We start from the raw sequence: 20,164 nt of genomic DNA on the forward strand, positions 1-20,164 counted from the left end.
CACCGGCTACACTCCAAGGCCCGCCGCGGAGCACTGGAGCGCCTGTCGTGAAGTCGTCCTACTGGATCGTGTCGTGTGTGCTGGTCGCCCTGCTCGCCGCGTGTTCCAGCGGCGGCGTGCCGCGCCGGGTGTCGGAGCCGGCGGCCAGCATCCAGCAGCTCACCGTGCAGGCCGACGGCACCTGGTCGGTGGAGCTGCGCCTGCAGAACTACAGCAGCATCCCGATGCGTTTCGATCGCGCACGCTTCGAAATGAAGGTGGGCGACGAGTCCGCAGGCACGCTGGACGTGGCGCCCGGCATCGGCATCGGCGGCGAATCGGCCGACGTGGTGACAGTGGCGTTCTCGCCGTCGTCGAACGCACGCATCGTCATGGCCGACGCGCTGGCCTCCGGCCGCGGCATCCGCTACGCCATCGAAGGCACCATCACCGCCATGCCGGAAGACCGCGGCCGCGGCCGCGACTACACCTTCAAGCGCGAAAGTCCGCTCAGTCCCGTACCCGGCTTGCCGGGCGTGCTGCGTTGATGCATTCCATTTTCCCTTTCGACTTTCCACGGACGCTTCCATGAGCCAGTACAAGGCCCCGCTGCGCGACATCCGCTTCGCCCTCTACGACGTGCTGGATGCCGAAACCCGCTTCCGGCAACTGGGCTTCGAAGAGGCTGGCCGCGAGACCGTCGATGCGGTGCTGGACGAGTCCGCGCGCTTTTGCGAAACCGTGCTGGCGCCCCTGAACGCGATCGGCGACGAGCATGGCGTGACCCACGACAAGGCGAGCGGCGACGTCACCACCCCGCCCGGCTTCAGGCAGGCCTACGCGCAGTTCGCCGAAGGCGGCTGGGGCGCGCTGGGCGCACCGGTGGAGTACGGTGGCCTTGGCCTGCCGCACGTGCTGGGCATGCCGCTGGAGGAAATGATCGACGCGGCCAACCTGGCATGGGGCAACTTCCCGCTGCTCTCGCACGGTGCCGCCAACGCGCTGCGCCTGCATGGCGAAGCGTGGCAGCGCGAGGTGTTCCTGACGAAGCTGGTGTCGGGCGAATGGACCGGCACCATGTGCCTGACCGAACCGCACTGCGGCACCGATCTCGGCCTGCTGCGCACCAGGGCCGAGCCGCGCGACGACGGCACCCATGCCATCAGTGGCACCAAGATCTTCATCACTGCCGGCGAGCACGACCTCACCGACAACATCGTGCACCTGGTGCTTGCGCGCCTGCCCGATGCCCCCGCAGGCAGCAAGGGCATCTCGCTGTTCCTGGTGCCGAAGTTCAAGGTGGCGCGCGACGGCAGCATGGGCGAGCGCAACACGCTGCGCTGCGGCGCGGTGGAGCACAAGATGGGCATCCACGCCTCGGCCACCTGCGTGATGAACTTCGACGGCGCGCAGGGCTACCTGATCGGCCAGCCGCACAAGGGCCTGATGGCGATGTTTACGATGATGAACACCGCGCGCCTCGGCGTGGGCCTGCAGGGCCTGGGCCTGGCCGACCGCGCCTACCAGAACGCGCTGCGCTATGCGCGCGAGCGGCTGCAGTCGCGTGCGCTGTCGGGTGCCAGGTTCCCGGACAAGCCGGCCGACCCGATCATCGTGCAGCCCGACGTGCGCCGCATGCTGCTGACCTGCAAGGCGCTGACCGAAGGCGGGCGCGTACTGGCCTACCACGCCGGCCTGCAGATCGACATCGCCGACCACGGCGCGACCGAAGACGAGCGCAAGGCCGCCGACGACCTGGTCGGCTTCCTCACGCCCATCGTCAAGGCCTGCCTGACCGAATGGGGCGTGGAGTGCACCTACCACGCACTGCAGTGCTTCGGCGGGCATGGCTACATCCGCGAACACGGCATGGAGCAGCTGGCGCGCGATGCACGTATCACCACGCTGTACGAAGGTACCACCGGCATCCAGGCGCTGGACCTGATGGGCCGCAAGATCATGCAACTGCAGGGAGCCGGGCTGAAGGTGTTCCTGGGCATGGTGCAGGCGTTCTGCGCCGAGCATGCCGGCGATGCCGCGCTGGAGGAGTTCATCGCACCGCTGCGGGAGAAGGCCGGCGAATGGCAGGCGCTGACACTGGCCGTCGGCAAGCGCGCCATGGCCAACCCCGAGGAGGTCGGCGCGGCCGCGCACGACTACCTGTTCTATTCCGGCTACGTGGCGCTGGCCTACTGGTGGGCGCGCAGCGTGGCCGCGGCCGAGGCATCGTCGCAGTCGCAGGCGTTCAAGGACGCCAAGCGCGAGACCGCACGCTTCTACTTCGCGCGCATCCTGCCGCGCACGCTGGCCCACAAGGCGGCGGTGGACGCCGGCCCCGGTTCGCTGCTGGCGTTGGATGAGGATGCCTTCGACGCCTGAGCGGTTGCACAACCGTCATCGAATCGGGGTATGCTCGGACCCCGATGGAGACCGACAGAGCGAAGCTTCGCCTGGTCCGATCCGGAGCCCACGGGATTCCGGCCGACGTCGTCTCCCCGCCAGAAAAGATCCCGCAGGCGCTGCCCGCCCGACTCGATGCCGTGCGCCTGCTGTCGCTGGATGCGCATGGCCGCGCCCTGAACTGGATCAGCTGGCAGGATGCCGCCTGCCTGTACGCGCGCGGCGCTGTGGCATGGACCTTGGGCGACCCTTGCCTCAACGTGCATGGCGGCACCAACCGCATCACCGGCCTGCAGAGCACGCTTGAGCTGCATCCGATCATCGCCGCGCGCGGCCATGTGCGCCCCGGCGCGCTCGACCCCACGCCGGCGCTGACCAACGCCGCACTGTTCGCGCGCGACCAGCACCTGTGCCTGTACTGCGGGCGCGGCTACAGCCGGCAGATGCTCACCCGCGACCACGTCAAGCCGCTCTCGCAGGGCGGACGCGACCACTGGGAAAACGTGGTGGCCGCGTGCTTCCAGTGCAATTCCCGCAAGGGAGGGCGCACGCCGCAACAGGCATCGATGCCGCTGCTGGCCGTACCGTATCGCCCCAGCTGGATCGAGCACCTGATCCTGAGCAACCGCAACATCCTCGCCGACCAGATGGCGTTCCTGAAGTCGCACCTGCCCAAGCGCAATCCCCGCGGCAGGCACTGACCTCCGCGACGCGACGGCCTTCGTAGCCGGCATCGCATGTCGCGGCATGCGCACATGCCGCGATGCGCCCGGCATGTCCTGCAGTCGCCATGCCGGGCGACCACAATGCGCCAATGCGCCGGGATGGCGCCATCGCAGTTGCCGGCACGCAGCCATGTCCATGCGGCCTGTCGACAAGGTGCGAGCGGGGTTACACTCCGGCGATTCGACGACACCCGAGCCTGCGATGTCCCTGACGATCGGATTGACCGGGATGGATCCCGCCACGGAAGCGGCACTGAAGTCGGCCCTGATGGCCGCCAACGAAAGCCTCAACAGCCACTGGCGCCTGGTGCCGGAGAGCGAAGCCGAGCACATCGTCGTCGACATGGACAGCATGTACGGCCCGATGAGCTGGCTGCGCCTGCACGCGGCGGGCAAGAAGATCGTCGGCCTGACGTCGGCGCCACGCGCCCAGACCGACTTTCGCCTGGGTCGTCCGTTCGACGAAGCTTCGGCCGCGGCGCTGCTGACCGAGATATCGGCGAAGGCCGGGGTCGACCTCACGCAGCCGGCAGCATCGCCTGCTGCCAGCGCGGCGCCTGCGGCCGAGTCCCCGGCCCCGATGGTCGCGGCCGAAACCGACATGCCGCCTGCGGTGGAGGCTGCGCCCGCGTTGATCGAAACACCGGCGAGGCCTGTCGCAGTGGAAGCCCCGCCACCGCCCCCCTCACCTGCGCCGGAACCCGAGCCGCCTGCACCCGCGCCTGAACCGCCGCCGCCCGAGCCACCGCGCGACCGCACGCTGGCCGACTGGCTGGCCCCCGGCCTGTTGCCCGGCCGCGTGCGCTACCGCCGTCCGTCCGGCCCCATCCTGCTGATCGACACCGCTGCCGGGCAATATCACGGTCCGGCCACGCTGAAGCCGCTGGCCGGGTACTTCGATGGCCCGGTATCGCTGCACGATTTCGAGCAGGTTGGCAATGACGACTGGGATCGCGAATCCGCGACCGCCGGCGCCGTGCAGTCACTGTCGCGCCTGCTGTGGCTGGGCGGACTGATGGCAGGCAAGGGCAAACTGCTGCCCGGGCTTGACCCGGAGGGCCGTTACCGCCTGAGCCGGTTCCCGCAGACCGAGCGCGAGTATCCGCGCCATTTCCGCATCTCCACCGCGATGATGCGGGGGCCTGCCACGCTGGCCGAGATTGCCGCGGCCAGCGGCGTGCCGGTCGAGGACGTGGCCGACTTCGTGAACGCCAACCTGTCCACCGGCTTCGCCGAGTTCGTGCCGGAAGCGCCCCCCGAGCCCACCGAGCCCCCGAAGCCCGGCGGGCTATTCGGCCGACTGCGCGGAAAGTAGTACCGGGTGACCGGATTCCGCGGCCGTCACGGCTGCCGGGATTACAATGGCGGGCATGATCGATGCCACCCGCTATCCGCGCCTGTCGCGGGTCGACTCTCCCGCCGACCTGCGCGGTTTCGACGAGTCCGAGCTGCCCGCCATCGCCGACGAGCTGCGCGCCTACCTGATCGAATCGGTGGGCAAGTCCGGCGGTCATTTCGGTGCCGGCCTGGGCGTGGTGGAACTGACCACCGTGCTGCACTGGATCTACGACACGCCCGAAGACCGCATCGTCTGGGACGTGGGCCACCAGAGCTACCCGCACAAGATCCTGACCGGCCGCCGCGACAGCATCCATACGGTCAAGCAGGCGGGCGGCGTGGCGCCGTTCCCGAAGCGCGAGGAAAGCGAGTTCGACACCTTCGGCGTCGGTCATTCCTCGACGTCGATCTCGGCGGCACTGGGCATGGCGATCGCCAATGCGCGCGTGGGCAACGACCGCAAGGTGGTGGCGGTGATCGGCGACGGCGCGATGACCGCCGGCATGGCCTACGAAGCGCTCAACCATGCCGGCGGCATGGACGACGAGCCGAACCTGCTGGTCATCCTCAACGACAACCGCATGTCGATCAGCGAGGCGGTCGGCGGCGTGACCCGCATGCTCGGCCGCATGACCAGCAGCCAGACCCTCAACGCATTGCGCGAGGGCGGCAAGAAACTGCTCGGCGACAAGCGCAGCAGTGGTCCCGCGCGTTTCGTGCGCCGCTGGGAAGAGCACTGGAAAGGCATGTTCGTGCCATCCACGCTGTTCGAGGAAATGGGCTTCCACTACACCGGCCCGATCGACGGCCACGACGTCAAGGCGCTGGTTGGCGCGTTGAAGACGCTCAAGACCCTCAAGGGCCCACAGCTGCTGCACGTCATCACCACCAAGGGCAAGGGCTACGAACTGGCCGAGGGCGACCAGATCGGCTACCACGCGGTGTCGCCGTTCGATCCCGACAAGGGCCTGGTGTCGAAGCCGGGCGCGAAGAAGCCGACCTACACCGACGTGTTCGGCGACTGGCTGTGCGACATGGCAGCAGCCGACGACCGCCTGCTCGGCATCACCCCGGCGATGCGCGAAGGCTCGGGCCTGGTGCGCTTCAGCAAGGAATACCCCGAACGCTACTTCGACGTGGCCATCGCCGAGCAGCACGCGGTCACGCTGGCCGCGGGCATGGCCTGCGAAGGCGCGAAACCCGTCGTCGCGATCTACTCCACCTTCCTGCAGCGCGGCTACGACCAACTGGTGCACGACGTGGCCACGCAGAAGCTGGACGTGCTGTTCGCGATCGATCGCGGCGGCGTGGTCGGACCGGACGGCGCCACCCATGCCGGCAATCTCGACCTGAGCTTCCTGCGCTGCGTGCCGAACATGGTGGTGATGGCGCCCGCCGACGAACGCGAGTGCAGGCAGATGCTGACCACCGGCTTCCGCCACGAAGGCCCCGCCGCCGTGCGCTACCCGCGCGGCAGCGGCCCCGGCGCCGCAGTCGGCAGCGCGCTCGACATGCTGCCCCTCGGCAAGGCGGAGATGCGCAGGCGCGGTGCACGTATCGCCTTGCTCGCTTTCGGCGCATTGGTGACCGTGGCCGAACAGGTGGGCGCGGAATTGGGCCTGACCGTGGTCAACATGCGCTTCATCAAGCCGCTCGACCGCACCCTGCTGCTGGAATTGGCCGCCTCCCACGACGGCTTCGCCACGCTGGAGGACAATGTGGTCGCCGGCGGCGCGGGTTCGGCCGTGGCCGAACTGCTCAACGCCGAGGGCGTCACCGTACCCCTGCTGCACCTCGGTCTACCCGACGCCTTCCAGCGCCACGCCAGTCGCGAGGACCTGCTGTCCGAGGCCGGTCTGGACAACGCCGGCATCCGCGCATCGCTGTTGCGGCGCTGGCCTGCGTTGGGTAGCGAGGTGGCAACGGGCATTCGTTCCATCGCTGGCTGACTGCAGCAAAGCCGTACGCCGGACTGGCACGCGCGGCCACCCTGGAGCGAGCTGAATCGGACTGAATGGGCGTCGCCTGCCTTGGGCCACGGCTTCGCATATCATCGCCAGCGACCGTCGGCGGAGGGCCGACACCACTGCCGCACACAGGGGGGACCCGCGTGCAATCCACGACCGCAGCGACAAGCGGCCGCACGCAGGACGCCACGGCCGGACTCGACCGACTTCCCGGACGCATCTTCCGTTTCCGCCTGCTCGGCATGGGCTTGGCGGCCATCTGCATTGGCGGCGTGCTGCTGGAGAACGGCGCCTCGACTGCCACCTGGCTGATGTGGGCGCTCACCTGCCTGGCGTGGCCCCACCTCGCGCTGCTCCGCGCGCGGCAGAGCGCATCGCCCTATCGGGCCGAAGTGCACAACCTGCTGCTCGACTCCGCCATCGCCGGGCTGTGGGTCGGGCTGATGCAGTTCAACCTGTTGCCCAGCGTGCTGCTGTTCACCCTCGTCACGGTGGACAAGATCAGCACGGCGATCCCGCGCCTCTGGCTATGGTCGCTGCCCACGTTCGCGATCGGTGTCGCCATCGGCGCGGTTTCGACCGGCTTCGCCTTCCAGCCGCATACCAGCACCGTGGTGCTGCTGGCCTCGCTGCCGATGCTGCTGATCCACACCATCGCGGTGAGCATCGGCAGCAACCGCCTGGTGAGCAAGGTGCAGGAAAAGAACCAGCTGCTCGACCGGATCAGCCGCATCGACCTGTTGACCGGGATGCACGTGCGCCGGCACTGGCAGCGCCTGGCGGCGCAGACCCTGCAGCGCCACCACGCCGACGGCGAGCCAGCCACGCTGATGATGCTGGATGTCGACCATTTCAAGATCGCCAACGACCGCCACGGCCACGCCGTCGGCGACGAAGTCCTGCGCGCGGTGGCGGGCGCCATCCGCACGCACGTGCGCGACGACGACAATGCCGGTCGCTATGGCGGTGACGAGTTCGGCGTCGTGCTGCCCGCGACCCGCGCGGGAGCGGCCAAGGCGCTGGCCGACGACATCCTGCGCGAGGTCCGCGCCATCGTGCTGTCGGGTGCGCCACAGTCGCAGGTGACGATCAGCATCGGCATCGCGGAAGCCGACCGCCGGCACGCCACCCTGGAACAGTGGATCGAAACCGCGGATGCCGCGCTGTATCGCGCCAAGCGCGCCGGGCGCGACCGCATCGAGGCGATCGCGGACGGACGCGACCAGGACCAGGCTCAGGGCGCCTCTACCTCGTAGCCCTTGGCGGCAAGCTGTTCCAGGTACCCGCCCGGACGCAGCAGTTCCGCCACCGAAACCGTGCCGAAGACCACGCGATGCTCGCGCAGGGCGGGTTCGGCCACCGCCAGCCAGCGCTCGCGCACACGGCGGTCGATGTCGGTGAAACCGCGCTTGCGCGCCACCTCGCTGCCGCTCCAGGCCGACAGGCAGGCGCGGTACTGGCTTTCCAGCGGCATGGATTGCAACGCCGCGATGTCGCCCACCGCCCAGGCATTGGCACGCGCCGCCATTTCCGGCAGTTCGCGCTCGACGATGTCCATGGTGCGGCTGAAGCACTCGATGTCTTCCGGCTTCAGCGCCTCCTCGCGGAAGTCGGCCAGCGCGCCGCGGGGGTCGTCGATGCTGACCTGCAGCATCGTCGGGGTGATGCGCATCCTGCGGCGCTTGAGCGCGGCTTCCACCACGGGCGACACCACGCCGCCATCGCGCAGGCCGGCACCACGCACCGCGCGCTGGTAGAGGCGCATCGCCGCGAACATCGGCCGCTTGCGTTCGATGCCGGCATCGCGCCCGATATGGACCGCTTTCAGCGAGGTCCAGCGCGCGTACACGTCGGCAGGCAGCACGTCTTGCAGGGTTTCACCACCGGGATTGTTGGTGGCGCGCATGGCCGACGGCAGCAGTGTCAGGCCGCGCAGGCGGCCGATGTTGCTGCCCACGGTGATCCCGGGCTGTCCCAGCACCACGTCGGCTTCATCGAGCACCGCCGCCACTTCGTCCGATCGCCACTCCATGCCGCGCGGCAGTGGCGACACCGTGCCCAGCAGGTAAAGCGTGTGCTCACCGTGTCGCACCTTCCACAGCCCGGGCCCGGGTTGCGCGCCGGACACGACATAGATGCCGAGGTCGCGCACTTCGCCGCCGTCGTCAGCGTCCTCCGCGGCTTGCGCATCGTCCCAGGCGTCGGTGGCGATTTCCTGCGCACGTGCGTTCGTGATCGACAGCGCGGACGACAGCAACAGGCACAGCAGCCAGGTCTTGGGCATGGACGGACTCAATCGGAGGAGGGGCAAGCAGGGGTTGCAAGGCAGGCACGCAGCGCAGCGGGCGCCTGCACGGGATCAAGCAGCTCGAAACCGGGCCAGGCGAATCCAGGCGCGACGACACACGCCACCAGCGCATGGCCGCCCGGCGCATGCGCGGATTGCCAGGTCCCGGCCGGCACTACGCACATCCGCGCATCGTCGCTGCCTGGGCCGAGGCGCGTACAGGTCACGGCTTCCGCAACGACGTCGAACTGCATGAGTTCCAGCGCGTCGCCCTGCTGCCAGTGCCAGGCTTCGTCGGCATCCACGCGATGCCACTGGCTACGCCCGCCCGGCTCCAGCAGGTAGTGGATCGCAGTCATCGCGGGACGTCGGATGCCGTTGTGCTCGACTTGGATCGCGGCTTCATGGAAACGCCGGAAGTGCCCGCCTTCGGGATGCGGTGCCAGCGCAAGGGCATCGATGAGTCGCTGTGCGTCCGCGGTCGGCATCGGCGCACTGTAGCGGTGGATGGCCCAATCGCGGCCCAACGAAAAAGCCCGCCTTGCGGCGGGCCTTCGCGAATTGGTCGGGGTAGCCGGATTTGAACCGACGACCACTTGTCCCCCAGACAAGTGCGCTACCAGGCTGCGCTATACCCCGGATGGGTGCGGATTATAACCGTCCCGGGCCGTTGTCGCCGCCCGGTGCGCTGGACGCTGGAGCCGCAGCGGCCGAACGGGTTCAGCGCTTGAGCAGGTGCAGGATTTCCTCGAGTTCCATCCGCACCTGGCGCACGATCTGGGCGCTCATCGCGGACTCCTGCTTGGCGCCCTCGCCCTCCAGGCGCAGGCGGGCACCGCCGATGGTGTAACCCTGCTCGTACAACAGGCCGCGGATCTGGCGCACCATCAGCACGTCGTGGCGCTGGTAGTAGCGGCGGTTGCCGCGGCGCTTGACCGGGCTGAGGCTGGGGAACTCGGTCTCCCAGTAACGCAGCACGTGCGGCTTCACGTCGCACAGCTCGCTGACTTCGCCGATGGTGAAGTAGCGCTTGGCCGGGATCGGCGGAAGCTCGCGGTTGCTGCCGGGGTCAAGCATGCGCGGCCCCCGTGGCGCCGGTGTAGGCCTCGACCCGCTCCTTCAGCTTCTGGCCGGGACGGAACGTCACCACCGTGCGCGCGGAGATCGGGATCTCCTCGCCGGTCTTGGGGTTGCGCCCCGGGCGTTCGTTCTTGCGGCGCAGGTCGAAGTTGCCGAAACCCGACAGCTTCACCTGGCGGCCCTGGTGCAGGGCTTCGCGCAGCACATCGAAGAAGGCATCGACGAATTCCTTCGCCTCGCGCTTGTTCAGGCCGACTTCCTCGTACAGCTTTTCGGCCATTTCCGCCTTGGTCAACGCCATCGGGCTCCCCTGGACACGTCCTTCAACCCCTCATCGCGGCGGCATGGCCGTCACGCAGCGCGTCGACCACCCGCGCCACCACCTCATCCACTTCGCGGTCGGTCAGAGTGCGTGAATCCTCCTGCAGAATCAAGCCCATGGCGAGACTCTTGAAGCCGGATTCGACCCCCTTGCCGACATAACGGTCGAACAGCGTCAAACCTGCCAGCAACGGCCCCGCAGCCGTGCGGATAGTGGCCTCGATCGCACCCCAAGGCGCGTCTTCCGGCACGACGAACGCGAGGTCGCGGCGGACGGACGGGAAGCGCGACAGCGCTGACACGCGCGGCAGCGCGCGGACTTGCAGCGGTGCCACGTCGACCTCGAAGGCAACCGCCGTCGCATCGAGGTCAAGCGCGCGACGCAGCCGCGGGTGCAGTTCGCCGATCCAGCCGATGCGCGCTCCCTTGCCTGCTTCATCGACGCGATACACGTCGGCCGAACGCCCGGGGTGCCCGTGCGGCGCCTGCGACGGGCGGAACTCGAGCCTTGCGCCGACGCTGGCCGCGAGGCTTTCCAGGTCGCCCTTGAGGTCATGGAAATCGACCGGGCGCGCCGCACCGCCCCACTGTTCGGCGCGGGCGTCGCCGATGGCCGCCGCAGCGATGCGCAATGTCTCCACCGGCGCTTCGCCGGCCGCGGCGGCATGGAACACCTTGCCGGTCTCGAACAGGCGAACACGCGACTGCTGGCGCGCGGCATTGCGGCCCAGCGCATCGACCAGACCGGGTAGCAGCTGCGTGCGCATCACGCCCAGTTCCGCGCTGAGCGGATTGGCCAGCGGCACGCTGCCTGCGGATGCCGACCAGCGGTCGAGTGCCTTCGCATCGACGAAGGCGAAGTTGACCGCCTCATGGTAGCCGCGCGCCACCAGTTGTGCGCCCAGTGCGTCCTCGCCCACGCGGGTTTCACTGGGCGCAGCGATCCGCGACGCGCCGCCCGGCAGCGTGGTCGGGATGGCGTCGTACCCATGGATGCGCGCGACTTCCTCGATCAGGTCTTCCTCGATCGCAAGATCGAAGCGTCGCGCCGGTGGCACCACCTGCCAACCCTCGGCATGCGCATCCACCGCCAGGCCCAGCGCGCGCAGGATGCGCTCGACCTCGGCATCGGGCACCTGCAACCCGAGCACGCGCGCCAACCGCGCGCGACGCAGCACGATGGTCGCGGGTGCCGGCAGGTACTCGGCCAGCACCGCTTCGGTCACCGGCCCGGGCGCGCCACCGGCGATCTCCACGATCAACCGGGTCGCGACGTCGATGGCGGTGCGCGGCAATTCCGGATCGACGCCACGCTCGAACCGGTGCGCGGCGTCGGTATGCATGCCCAGCTTGCGGCTGCGGCCAATGATGGCAGCCGGCGCAAAATGCGCGGCTTCGAGGAAGATGTTGCGTGTCGCGTCGGTGACGCGGGTGTCGAAACCACCCATCACGCCGGCCAACGCGACCACGCGGTCGGCGTCGGTGATCGCGAGGAAGCCGTCGTCCAGCACCACGTCGCGACCATCCAGCAGTTTCAGCGCCTCACCCTTGCGCGCGCGACGCACGCCAATGGGGCCGGTCAGCAGGTCGCGGTCGAACGCGTGCATGGGCTGGCCAAGGTCCAGCATCACGTACTGGGTCACGTCCACCAGGAAACTGACCGGGCGGATGCCGCCGCGACGCAGGCGCTCGGCCATCCACACCGGCGTAGGCACCGTGGCGTCGACGCCCTCGACCACGCGGCCGACGTAGCGTGGCGCATCGGCGCCGGCATCCAGCGTGACCTGCAGCTGCGCGTCGCCAAGCGCCGGCATCGGCGTGGCATCGAACGGGGCCACGTCGCAGCCGGTCGCCGCCGCCACGTCGAAGGCAACGCCACGCACGCTGAAGCAGTCGGCGCGGTTGGGCGTGAGCTTGATCTCGATGCTGGCGTCGGGCAGGCCGAGGTAGTCGGCCAGCGGCGTGCCGACCGGCGCGTCGTCGGGCAGTTCCAGCAGGCCGGAGGCATCGGCATCGATGCCGAGCTCCCTGGCGGAGCAGAGCATGCCGTTCGATTCGACGCCACGCAGCTTCGCGGCCTTGATGGTGAGCTCACCGACCTGCGTGCCGATGGTCGCCAGCGGCGCCACCAGGCCCGCGCGTGCGTTGGGCGCGCCGCAGACGATCTGCAGCGTCGTGCCGCCCGCATCGACCTGGCAGACCTGCAGGCGGTCGGCTTCGGGATGCTTTTCGGCCGAGACGATGCGCGCCACGACCACGCCGTCCAGCGATTCACCCAGCACCGCCACGTCCTCGACCTCAAGGCCGATCGCGGTCAGCACCTCGACCAGTCGCTCACGCGTGGCATCGGTGGGCACGTGTTGGCGAAGCCAGTTTTCGGAGAACTTCATCGTTCGTTGATCCGTAGGGCGGGCCTTGGCCTGCCATTGCGAAAATTCGTTTGCCGTGTCACCCGGACGAAAGCAGGCACCTAGCGTTGCGGCGATGCCCCGGCGATCCGGAAAGCCGGCGAGCCAAGGCCCGCCCTACGCAAACTGCTTCAGGAACCTCAAATCGTTGTCGAAGAATGCGCGCAGGTCTTCGACGCCGTAGCGCAGCATCGCCAGTCGCTCCACACCCATGCCGAAGGCGAAGCCGGTGTAACGCTCGGGATCGATGCCCACGGCCTTGAGCACGTTCGGGTGCACCATGCCGCAGCCCAGCACCTCCAGCCAGCGCGTCGTGCCATCGGGGCGCTGCCATGCGATGTCGACCTCGGCGCCGGGCTCGACGAACGGGAAATAGCTGGGACGGAAGCGCATCTCGAAGTCGCGCTCGAAGAACGCGCGCACGAACTCGACCAACGTGCCCTTGAGGTCGGCGAAGGTGGAGTGCTCGTCCACCAGCAGGCCTTCGCACTGGTGGAACATCGGTGAATGGGTCTGGTCGCTGTCGCTGCGGTACACCTTGCCCAGCGCGATCATGCGCAGCGGTGGCTTGTGGGTGCCCATGTAGCGTACCTGCACGCCGGAGGTATGCGTGCGCAACAGCCGGCCATCACCGAAATAAAAGGTGTCGTGCATCGCGCGCGCAGGATGGTGCGGCGGGAAGTTCAGCGCCTCGAAGTTGTGCCAGTCGTCCTCGATCTCCGGGCCATCGGCCAGGTCGTAGCCGAGGCGGCCGAAAATGTCGGCCATGCGCTGCATGGTGCGGGTGACCGGATGCACGCCGCCGCGGTCGGCGTCGCGGCCGGGCAAGGTGACGTCGATGGCTTCCGACGCCAGCCGCGCGTCGAGCTCGGCGTCTTCCAGCGCGATCTTGCGCGCAGACAGGGCCTGGGCCAACGCGTCTCGGGCACGGTTGATCGCCTCGCCCGCGGCCTTGCGCTGGTCGGCGGGCAGCGCGCCCAGCGACTTCAGCTGCGCGGTGATGCGGCCGCTCTTGCCGAGCAGCGACACGCGCAGCGCCTCCAGTGCATCGGTGGTCGAGGCCGCTGCGATGTCCGCCAACGCCTGCGTCGACAGTGATTCGATGTCGCTCATGCCCGATCCATTCCCGGTTCCGCCTTCCAGAAAAAGCAATGGGGAAGGACTTGCGCCCTTCCCCATGCGTGTACCGCCTTGTCCCCTGCCGCGATCGGCGCCCGCACCAGCGGATGCCGCGGAGGGACGTGCATTACGCCGTGAGCGCGCCCTTCGCCTTCTCGGCCAGCGCGGCAAACCCGGCCGCATCATGCACGGCGATGTCCGCCAGCACCTTGCGGTCGAGGGTGATGCCGGCCTTGAGCAGGCCGTTCATGAAGCGGCTGTAGCTCATGCCGTTGATGCGGGCCGCGGCATTGATGCGCGTGATCCACAGCGAACGGAAATTGCGCTTCTTCTGCTTGCGGCCGATGTAGGCGTACTGACCCGCCTTGATGACCGCCTGCTTGGCGACGCGGAAAACCTTGCGGCGGGCGTTGTAATAGCCCTTCGCGCGGCCGATGACTTTCTTGTGACGGCGGCGTGCCTGCACACCACGTTTGACTCGTGCCATTGTTCAGCCCTCCTCAGAGATACGGCAGCATGCGGTCCAGACGGCCCGCGTCCTCGGCACGAACATGGTTCGTCTGCCGGAGGTTGCGCTTCCGCTTGGTCGCCTTCTTGGTGAGGATGTGGCTGCGGTTGGCGTGGCCTGCCTTGTACTTGCCGGAAGCAGTCTTCCGGAAGCGTTTGGCCGCGCCCCGATGCGTCTTGATCTTGATCTTCGACATTGGGTTGGTCCTTGGGGTCGTTTCGAGTACTGGCCCGGGCGGCGTCGCATCGTTGCGATCGCTCTTTCCATCCTGCCTGGCCGGTTTGTAAGCCACTGATCCACGCGGGAAACAGGGCAGGTCCAAAGGTGTTGCACACAGCAACCCGGCGAACCGGGCCGGCCATTATGCCTGCCTGGGGTTTTGCTTGCAATTCAGCGGGTTCGGTGGAAGTCGGGGCCGGGCGCCGCTTGCCTTGCACTCTCATCCCTGCGCTCGACCCCTCCCCGTTGAAGGGAGTGAGGATGGCCCGCTGCGTGCCACTGCCGCGCGGGCCATTCGAACCCCCTGCGCTGCGCCCGGCCGGGCTTCCGCCCCCTCCCCCGTTCACGGGGGAGGGCTGGGGTGGGGGCGAACGGAGCCGCGCCTGCCCGAAAGCGAAGGGCGCCGCTCGGCGCCCTCCCCCACCCTTTACCCTCCCCCGCGAACGGGTGGACGGGAACGGTAGGCCTCACGCGCCTGCGGCGCGCGAGTTCATTTCTTTTTGGGGGCGATCATCATCACCATCTGGCGGCCTTCCAGGCGCGGACGGGATTCGATCACCACGTCCTCGCCAAGGTCGGCCTCGATCCGCGCGGCCATCTCGCGGCCCAGCTCCTGGTGACTCATCTCGCGGCCGCGGAAGCGGATGTTCACCTTCAGCTTGTCGCCTTCCTCGATGAACGCACGCATCTTGCGCAGCTTGATCTGGTAGTCGCCTTCGTCGGTGACCGGACGGAACTTGATCTCCTTGATCTCGACCTGCTTGGTCTTCTTCTTGGCCTCGTTGGCCTTCTTCTGCGCTTCGAACTTGAACTTGCCGAAATCCATGATCTTGCAGACCGGCGGGTCGGCATTGGGCTGGATCTCCACGAGGTCCAGGCCCTCGTCCTCGGCCATCTGCAAGGCTTCGTCGCGCGACAACACGCCGATCATTTCGCCATCGGAACCGATCACGCGGACACGGGGAACGCGGATCTCTGCATTGCGGCGGTTCTGCTTGTCAGGGGTGCTAATACGGCTGTCTCCAAGGGGGAAGAATCCGGCGACTCGCTGGCCGCCGGGCATACGGATACGGATTTTTAACGGAAACGGGTCCGGATACAACCGTCAGCCGAGGGTTTCGGCCGCCAGCCGGTCCGCGAAATCGGCCACCGGCATGGTCCCGAGGTCCTCGCCCGAGCGGGTACGCACCGCCACCGCGCCCGATTCCTTCTCGCGGTCGCCGATCACCAGCAGGTACGGGACCCGCTGCAGGGTGTGTTCGCGGATCTTGTAGCCGACCTTCTCGTTGCGCACGTCCGGGATCGCCCTCAACCCCTTCGAATTCAAGGCCTTGGCCACCCCGAGCACGGCATCGGCCTGGGCATCGGTGATGTTCATCACCACCGCCTGCACCGGCGCCAGCCAGGCCGGGAACTGGCCGGCATGATGCTCGATCAGGATGCCGATGAAGCGCTCCATCGAGCCGACGATGGCCCGGTGCAGCATCACCGGCACCTGTTTCTGGCTGTGCTCGTCCACGTACTCGGCGCCGAGGCGGCCGGGCATCATGAAGTCGACCTGCATGGTGCCCAGCTGCCAGGTGCGGCCGATGGCGTCCCTCAGGTGGTACTCGATCTTGGGGCCGTAGAACGCGCCCTCGCCCGGCAGCTCTTCCCACTCGACCCCGGATGCGCCCAGCGCATCGCGCAGTGCCGCTTCGGCCTTGTCCCAGGTGGCGTCATCGCCGAGGCGCGATTCGGGGCGCAGCGCGATCTTGATCTGGATCTCCTCGAAGCCGAAGTCGGCGTAGACCTTCAGCGCCTGCGCGTGGAATGCACGCACCTCGGCCTCCACCTGGTCCGGCGTGCAGAACACGTGGCCGTCGTCCTGGGTGAAGCCGCGCACGCGCAGGATGCCGTGCAGCGCGCCCGACGGCTCGTTGCGATGGCAACTGCCGAACTCGCCGTAGCGGATCGGCAGGTCGCGGTAGCTGTGCAGGCCCTGGTTGAACACCTGCACGTGGCCGGGGCAATTCATCGGCTTCACCGCGTAGGTCCGCTTCTCGGACTCGGTGAAGAACATGTTGTCCTTGTAGTTGTCCCAGTGGCCGGACTGCTTCCACAACTCCACGTCGAGGATCTGCGGGCAGCGCACCTCGCCATAGCCGGTCTGGCGATACACGCGCCGCATGTACTGCTCGACCACCTGCCACACCGCCCAGCCCTTCGGGTGCCAGAACACCAGACCCGGCGCCTCTTCCTGCAGGTGGAACAGTTCCTGCTGCTTGCCGATCTTGCGATGGTCGCGCTTCTCGGCTTCCTCGATGCGCTGGATGTAGGCCTTGAGCTGTTTCTCGTCCGCCCAGGCCGTGCCGTAGATGCGCTGCAACTGCTCGTTCTTCGAGTCGCCGCGCCAGTACGCACCGGAGATGCGGGTGAGCTTGAACGCCTTGAGGAAGCGCGTGTTCGGCACGTGCGGGCCGCGGCACATGTCCACGTATTCCTGGTGGTGGTACAGGCCCATCGCGGTGATTTCGGGGCCCATGTCCTCGATCAGGCGCAGCTTGTAGTCCTCGCCGCGGGCCTTGAACACCTCGATGACTTCCGCGCGCGGCGTCATCTTCTTGACCACGTCGTAGTCCTGCGCGATCAGCTCGCGCATGCGCTGCTCGATCGCCGCCATGTCATCGGGCGTGAACGGGCGCTCGCTGTGGATGTCGTAGTAGAAACCCTCGTCGATCACCGGGCCGATGACCATCTTGGCCTCCGGATACAGCTGTTTCACCGCGTGGCCGACGAGGTGCGCCGCGGAGTGACGGATGATCTCGACGCCTTCGGCATCCTTCGGGGTGAGGATCTGCAGGGTGGCATCGTGGTCGATGAGGTCGCTGGCGTCGACCGGGCGGCCGTCGACCTTGCCGGCGACGGTCGCCTTGGCCAGGCCGGGGCCGATGGACTGGGCGACTTCCATCACCGTGACGGGATGGTCGAATTCACGGCGGCTGCCGTCGGGGAGCGTGATGGTGATCATGGCGGGCATCGGTGATGGACAGTGGCGCCGGCGCATTGGCCGCGGCGCGGGAGGATTCGGGCGGGATGGGAGCAAGAAAAAAAGCGCCACGAAGGCGCCTTCCGGTGGAACGGGCCTCGGGCGGTTCAACGATGGGCGGTGGTAGTCCTCATGTCGCACGCTCGGCCGGCGTTGCCGCGGGCCACCCTGTCCATGTTGCGATGCGGCGATTCTAGCGGAAATCCGGCCCCGCGGCGGGCCCGCGGGCGAGCGTGGCATCATCTGCCCATGACCATCCGCGGCAAGGCGACCTCCCTCGACATCGCACACCTCGCCGGGGTGTCGCAGCCGACGGTGTCGCGGGCGCTGCGCGGCAGCCCGATGGTCAACGAGGAGACCCGCAAGCGCATCCTCGCCATCGCCGAGCAGCTCAACTACAAGGTCGACAAGAACGCCTCCAACCTGCGTGCCCAGCAGACCGGCACGCTGGCGCTGCTGCTGTTCGAGGACCCGACCACAGACGAGTCGCACATCAACCCCTTCTTCCTGCCGATGCTGGGCTCGATCACCCGCGCGTGCGCCCGCCACGGCAAGGACCTGCTGATCTCGTTCCAGCAGCTGTCCAACGACTGGCATGCCGACTACGCCGACAGCCACAAGGCCGACGGCCTGATCCTGCTGGGCTACGGCGACTACCTTGCCTACGAGGGCAAGCTGAGCAAGCTGCTGGCACAGGGCACGCCGTTCGTGCGTTGGGGTGCGGTGCTGCCGGACCAGCCGGGGCTGTCGATCGGCTGCGACAACGTCGGCGGTGGACGGCTGGCTGGCGAGCACCTGCTGTCGCTGGGCCGCCGTCGCGTCGCCTTCCTCGGCGATGCCTCCAGCCATTACCCCGAGTTCCTGGAGCGCTACGAGGGCTGCGATGCCGCGCTGCGCGAGGCCGGCACGGCGATGGATCGTGCCCTGCAGGTGGACGCTGAAAGCGCCGAGGAATCCGGCGAAGCCGCAGCGCAGGCCCTGCTGTCGCGGGGGCTGCCGTTCGACGCGGTGTTCGCGGCCAGCGACCTGATCGCGATCGGTGCGATGCGCGTGTTCGCCGAACACGGCCTGCGCATCCCCGACGACGTGGCCGTGGTCGGCTTCGACGACATTCCCGCCGCGCGCATCGCCACCCCGGCGCTGACCACCATCCGCCAGGACACCACCCAGGCGGGGGAATTGCTGGTCGAAAAACTGGTGGCGCTTGTGGACGGCGACGCCGCCGCCAGCGAGCGACTGCGGACGTTGCTGGTCGTGCGCCGGTCGACGTCGGCCGGCTGACAACCCCGTTCGTCGCCCGCGGGCGTTGAAAAGACTGGCGCTGTTCACACGGAACGGTTCTGATATGCCATCCCCGGCCCCGGCGGTGTCGCCGGTGCCGGGCCTTCCAACGCAGAATGGATTCCCTCCGATGAAGAAACTCCCCGTGCTGTTCGCCCTGGCGCTGTCGCCATCGCTTGTCCTGGCCCAACAGGGTGCCGGCACCGCAGCCCAGCCCCTCGGCCTTGGCAGCCAGGTGCGCGGCGAAATCACCACCGCCGATCGCGTCAATTTCAGCGACGGCAGCCGCAGCGTGGTCTATGCGCTCGACCTGGACGCCGGCCAAGCGGTCAGGCTGGAAGCGACCGGTGCGCTGTGCGCCCGGCTCACCGTGATCCACGATGGCGAAACCGTCGCCGGGCCGACGCAGGGCGATTGCGACGCCGGGTCGGGCACCAGCACCCGGTTGGCGCTGATGGCCAGCGACACGGGACGCTACGAGGTGGCGGTCAGCGGTGCCGGCGCGCGCGCCTTCGGCCCGTTCCGGCTCGAAGCCAAGGCACTGGAGGTCCACCGGGGCGATGGCGCGCTGCGCCCGGGCAGCGAGATCGTCGATTTCCTGCGGAGCGACGGCAAGACCTATCGCCTCGACATCCGCCAGGCCGGCTACTACGTCATCGACATGCGCTCCACCGACATCGACTCGATGCTGGAGTTGTCAGGAAACGGCGTGTCGGCCAACGACGATGACGGCGGCGATGGCCTGAACTCGCGCCTGCGCGTGCCACTGGAACCGGGCACCTACACCCTGCGCGCAAAATCGATCGGCGATGCCAGCGGCATGTTCGAACTGGCCATCACCACGGGCGCACTGCCCGCCGGCGTGCGCCTGCGCAACAGCGGCGCGCTGTCGCTGGACGGCAACGTGCTGCACGGCGCCCTTAGCGGCAGCCCTCGCGAGTACCAGCTGCGCGTGACCCAACCTGGCCGGGTCACCATTGATCTGGGCAGCGACGACTTCGACACCGTGCTCGAACTGAGCGGCAACGGCGTGTCGTTGGACAACGACGACGGTGGCGACGGCACCAACTCGCGCATCTCGACCGTTCTGCAGCCGGGCGCCTACACCGTGATCGCCCGTGGGCTTGGCGAAAGCGGCAGCGGCCTGTTTACCCTGTCGGCCACGCATGCCGCACTGCCGGCGGGCACCTCGCTGCGCACCGGTGGCGACCTGGCGCTGGGTACGGCGGTCACCGGCATGAGCAACGGCGAGTCGCACAGCTACCGGATCACCATCGCCCAAGCGGGCCAGTTGGTCGTCGACATGACCAGCGACGACTTCGACGCCGTGCTGGAACTGCAGCGCGATGGCGAACAGGTCGCCGAGGACGACGACGGCGGTGGCGGCACCAATGCGCGCATCACCACCGACGTGCAGCCGGGCACCTACACCGTCGTGGCGAAGAGCTTCGGTGGCAGTGCCAGCGGCATGTACGAGCTGACGGCGCGAATGGCGCCCTGACCG

18 protein-coding genes and 1 tRNA gene are annotated in these 20,164 nt (G+C 68.2%); 8 read left to right on the forward strand and 11 right to left on the reverse strand.

All coding sequences use genetic code 11. The annotated features are described in order from the left end of the window. Positions 1-47 precede the first annotated feature (47 nt). The 6 genes from E2F46_RS06390 to E2F46_RS06415 all read left to right on the forward strand — a co-directional run bounded on the left by E2F46_RS06390 (position 48) and on the right by E2F46_RS06415 (position 7,665). Positions 48-527 carry an LEA/WHy family protein gene (locus E2F46_RS06390; RefSeq protein ID WP_165967368.1) on the forward strand — a complete coding sequence of 160 codons (480 nt, stop codon included), beginning with the start codon at positions 48-50 and terminating at the stop codon, positions 525-527. Between the two features lie 40 nt (positions 528-567). Next, the gene (locus E2F46_RS06395) at positions 568-2,358 is read left to right on the forward strand and encodes an acyl-CoA dehydrogenase C-terminal domain-containing protein (RefSeq protein ID WP_133321256.1); all 1,791 of its coding nucleotides are present in this window, start codon (positions 568-570) and stop codon (positions 2,356-2,358) included. 44 nt (positions 2,359-2,402) lie between these two features. Then, positions 2,403-3,080 carry an HNH endonuclease gene (locus E2F46_RS06400; RefSeq protein WP_133321257.1) on the forward strand — a complete coding sequence of 226 codons (678 nt, stop codon included), beginning with the start codon at positions 2,403-2,405 and terminating at the stop codon, positions 3,078-3,080. A gap of 226 nt (positions 3,081-3,306) precedes the next feature. Further along, complete coding sequence (locus E2F46_RS06405; protein WP_133321258.1) at positions 3,307-4,419, forward strand: hypothetical protein; 1,113 nt, start codon at positions 3,307-3,309, stop codon at positions 4,417-4,419. Positions 4,420-4,474: 55 nt separating this feature from the next. Beyond that, positions 4,475-6,391, forward strand: a complete 1,917-nt coding sequence (dxs, locus tag E2F46_RS06410; RefSeq protein ID WP_133321259.1) for a 1-deoxy-D-xylulose-5-phosphate synthase — start codon at positions 4,475-4,477, stop codon at positions 6,389-6,391. A 161-nt stretch (positions 6,392-6,552) separates the two neighbouring features. Next, positions 6,553-7,665, forward strand: coding sequence for a diguanylate cyclase (locus tag E2F46_RS06415; RefSeq protein ID WP_207949532.1), 1,113 nt, complete (start codon positions 6,553-6,555; stop codon positions 7,663-7,665). On the opposite strand, the gene E2F46_RS06420 is transcribed toward E2F46_RS06415, so the two are convergent. The 11 genes from E2F46_RS06420 to thrS form a co-directional block, all read right to left on the reverse strand. Next, the gene (locus E2F46_RS06420) at positions 7,644-8,693 is read right to left on the reverse strand and encodes a TraB/GumN family protein (protein ID WP_133321261.1); all 1,050 of its coding nucleotides are present in this window, start codon (positions 8,691-8,693) and stop codon (positions 7,644-7,646) included. The two genes, E2F46_RS06415 and E2F46_RS06420, sit on opposite strands and share 22 nt — an antisense overlap. Before the next feature lie 8 nt (positions 8,694-8,701). Then, positions 8,702-9,184 carry a cupin domain-containing protein gene (locus tag E2F46_RS06425; protein WP_133321262.1) on the reverse strand — a complete coding sequence of 161 codons (483 nt, stop codon included), beginning with the start codon at positions 9,182-9,184 and terminating at the stop codon, positions 8,702-8,704. Between the two features lie 74 nt (positions 9,185-9,258). Beyond that, positions 9,259-9,335, reverse strand: a tRNA-Pro gene (locus tag E2F46_RS06430). A gap of 81 nt (positions 9,336-9,416) precedes the next feature. Next, positions 9,417-9,773, reverse strand: coding sequence for a MerR family transcriptional regulator (locus tag E2F46_RS06435; protein ID WP_133321263.1), 357 nt, complete (start codon positions 9,771-9,773; stop codon positions 9,417-9,419). Then, on the reverse strand, positions 9,766-10,077 hold the full coding sequence (locus tag E2F46_RS06440) for an integration host factor subunit alpha (RefSeq protein ID WP_133321264.1): 312 nt from the start codon (positions 10,075-10,077) through the stop codon (positions 9,766-9,768). The genes E2F46_RS06435 and E2F46_RS06440 overlap by 8 nt, the downstream gene beginning before the upstream one ends. A 22-nt stretch (positions 10,078-10,099) precedes the next feature. Continuing rightward, entirely contained in the window at positions 10,100-12,487 is a 2,388-nt protein-coding gene (gene pheT / locus E2F46_RS06445) for a phenylalanine--tRNA ligase subunit beta (protein ID WP_133321265.1), read from the reverse strand. Between the two features lie 135 nt (positions 12,488-12,622). After that, positions 12,623-13,618, reverse strand: a complete 996-nt coding sequence (pheS, locus tag E2F46_RS06450) for a phenylalanine--tRNA ligase subunit alpha (protein ID WP_133321266.1) — start codon at positions 13,616-13,618, stop codon at positions 12,623-12,625. Between the two features lie 133 nt (positions 13,619-13,751). Beyond that, entirely contained in the window at positions 13,752-14,111 is a 360-nt protein-coding gene (rplT, locus tag E2F46_RS06455) for a 50S ribosomal protein L20 (protein ID WP_133321267.1), read from the reverse strand. 13 nt (positions 14,112-14,124) lie between these two features. Then, entirely contained in the window at positions 14,125-14,328 is a 204-nt protein-coding gene (gene rpmI, locus E2F46_RS06460) for a 50S ribosomal protein L35 (protein ID WP_100322122.1), read from the reverse strand. A 513-nt stretch (positions 14,329-14,841) separates the two neighbouring features. Continuing rightward, positions 14,842-15,414: a translation initiation factor IF-3 gene (gene infC, locus E2F46_RS06465; RefSeq protein ID WP_133321268.1), complete on the reverse strand. Its 573-nt coding sequence runs from the start codon at positions 15,412-15,414 to the stop codon at positions 14,842-14,844. 42 nt (positions 15,415-15,456) lie between these two features. Continuing rightward, entirely contained in the window at positions 15,457-17,361 is a 1,905-nt protein-coding gene (gene thrS, locus E2F46_RS06470) for a threonine--tRNA ligase (protein ID WP_165967369.1), read from the reverse strand. A gap of 267 nt (positions 17,362-17,628) precedes the next feature. Here thrS and E2F46_RS06475 point away from each other — a divergent pair, with 267 nt between their 5' ends. Together E2F46_RS06475 and E2F46_RS06480 are read left to right on the forward strand one after the other, a co-directional pair. Next, positions 17,629-18,660, forward strand: coding sequence for a LacI family DNA-binding transcriptional regulator (locus tag E2F46_RS06475; RefSeq protein ID WP_207949533.1), 1,032 nt, complete (start codon positions 17,629-17,631; stop codon positions 18,658-18,660). Positions 18,661-18,790: 130 nt separating this feature from the next. Then, a complete protein-coding gene (locus tag E2F46_RS06480; protein ID WP_133321270.1) occupies positions 18,791-20,161 on the forward strand; it encodes a hypothetical protein in 1,371 nt (456 codons plus the stop codon). The last annotated feature ends 3 nt before the right edge of the window (positions 20,162-20,164 follow it).

It is taken from the genome of Luteimonas aestuarii (assembly GCF_004357985.1).
GTDB lineage: Bacteria > Pseudomonadota > Gammaproteobacteria > Xanthomonadales > Xanthomonadaceae > Luteimonas > Luteimonas aestuarii.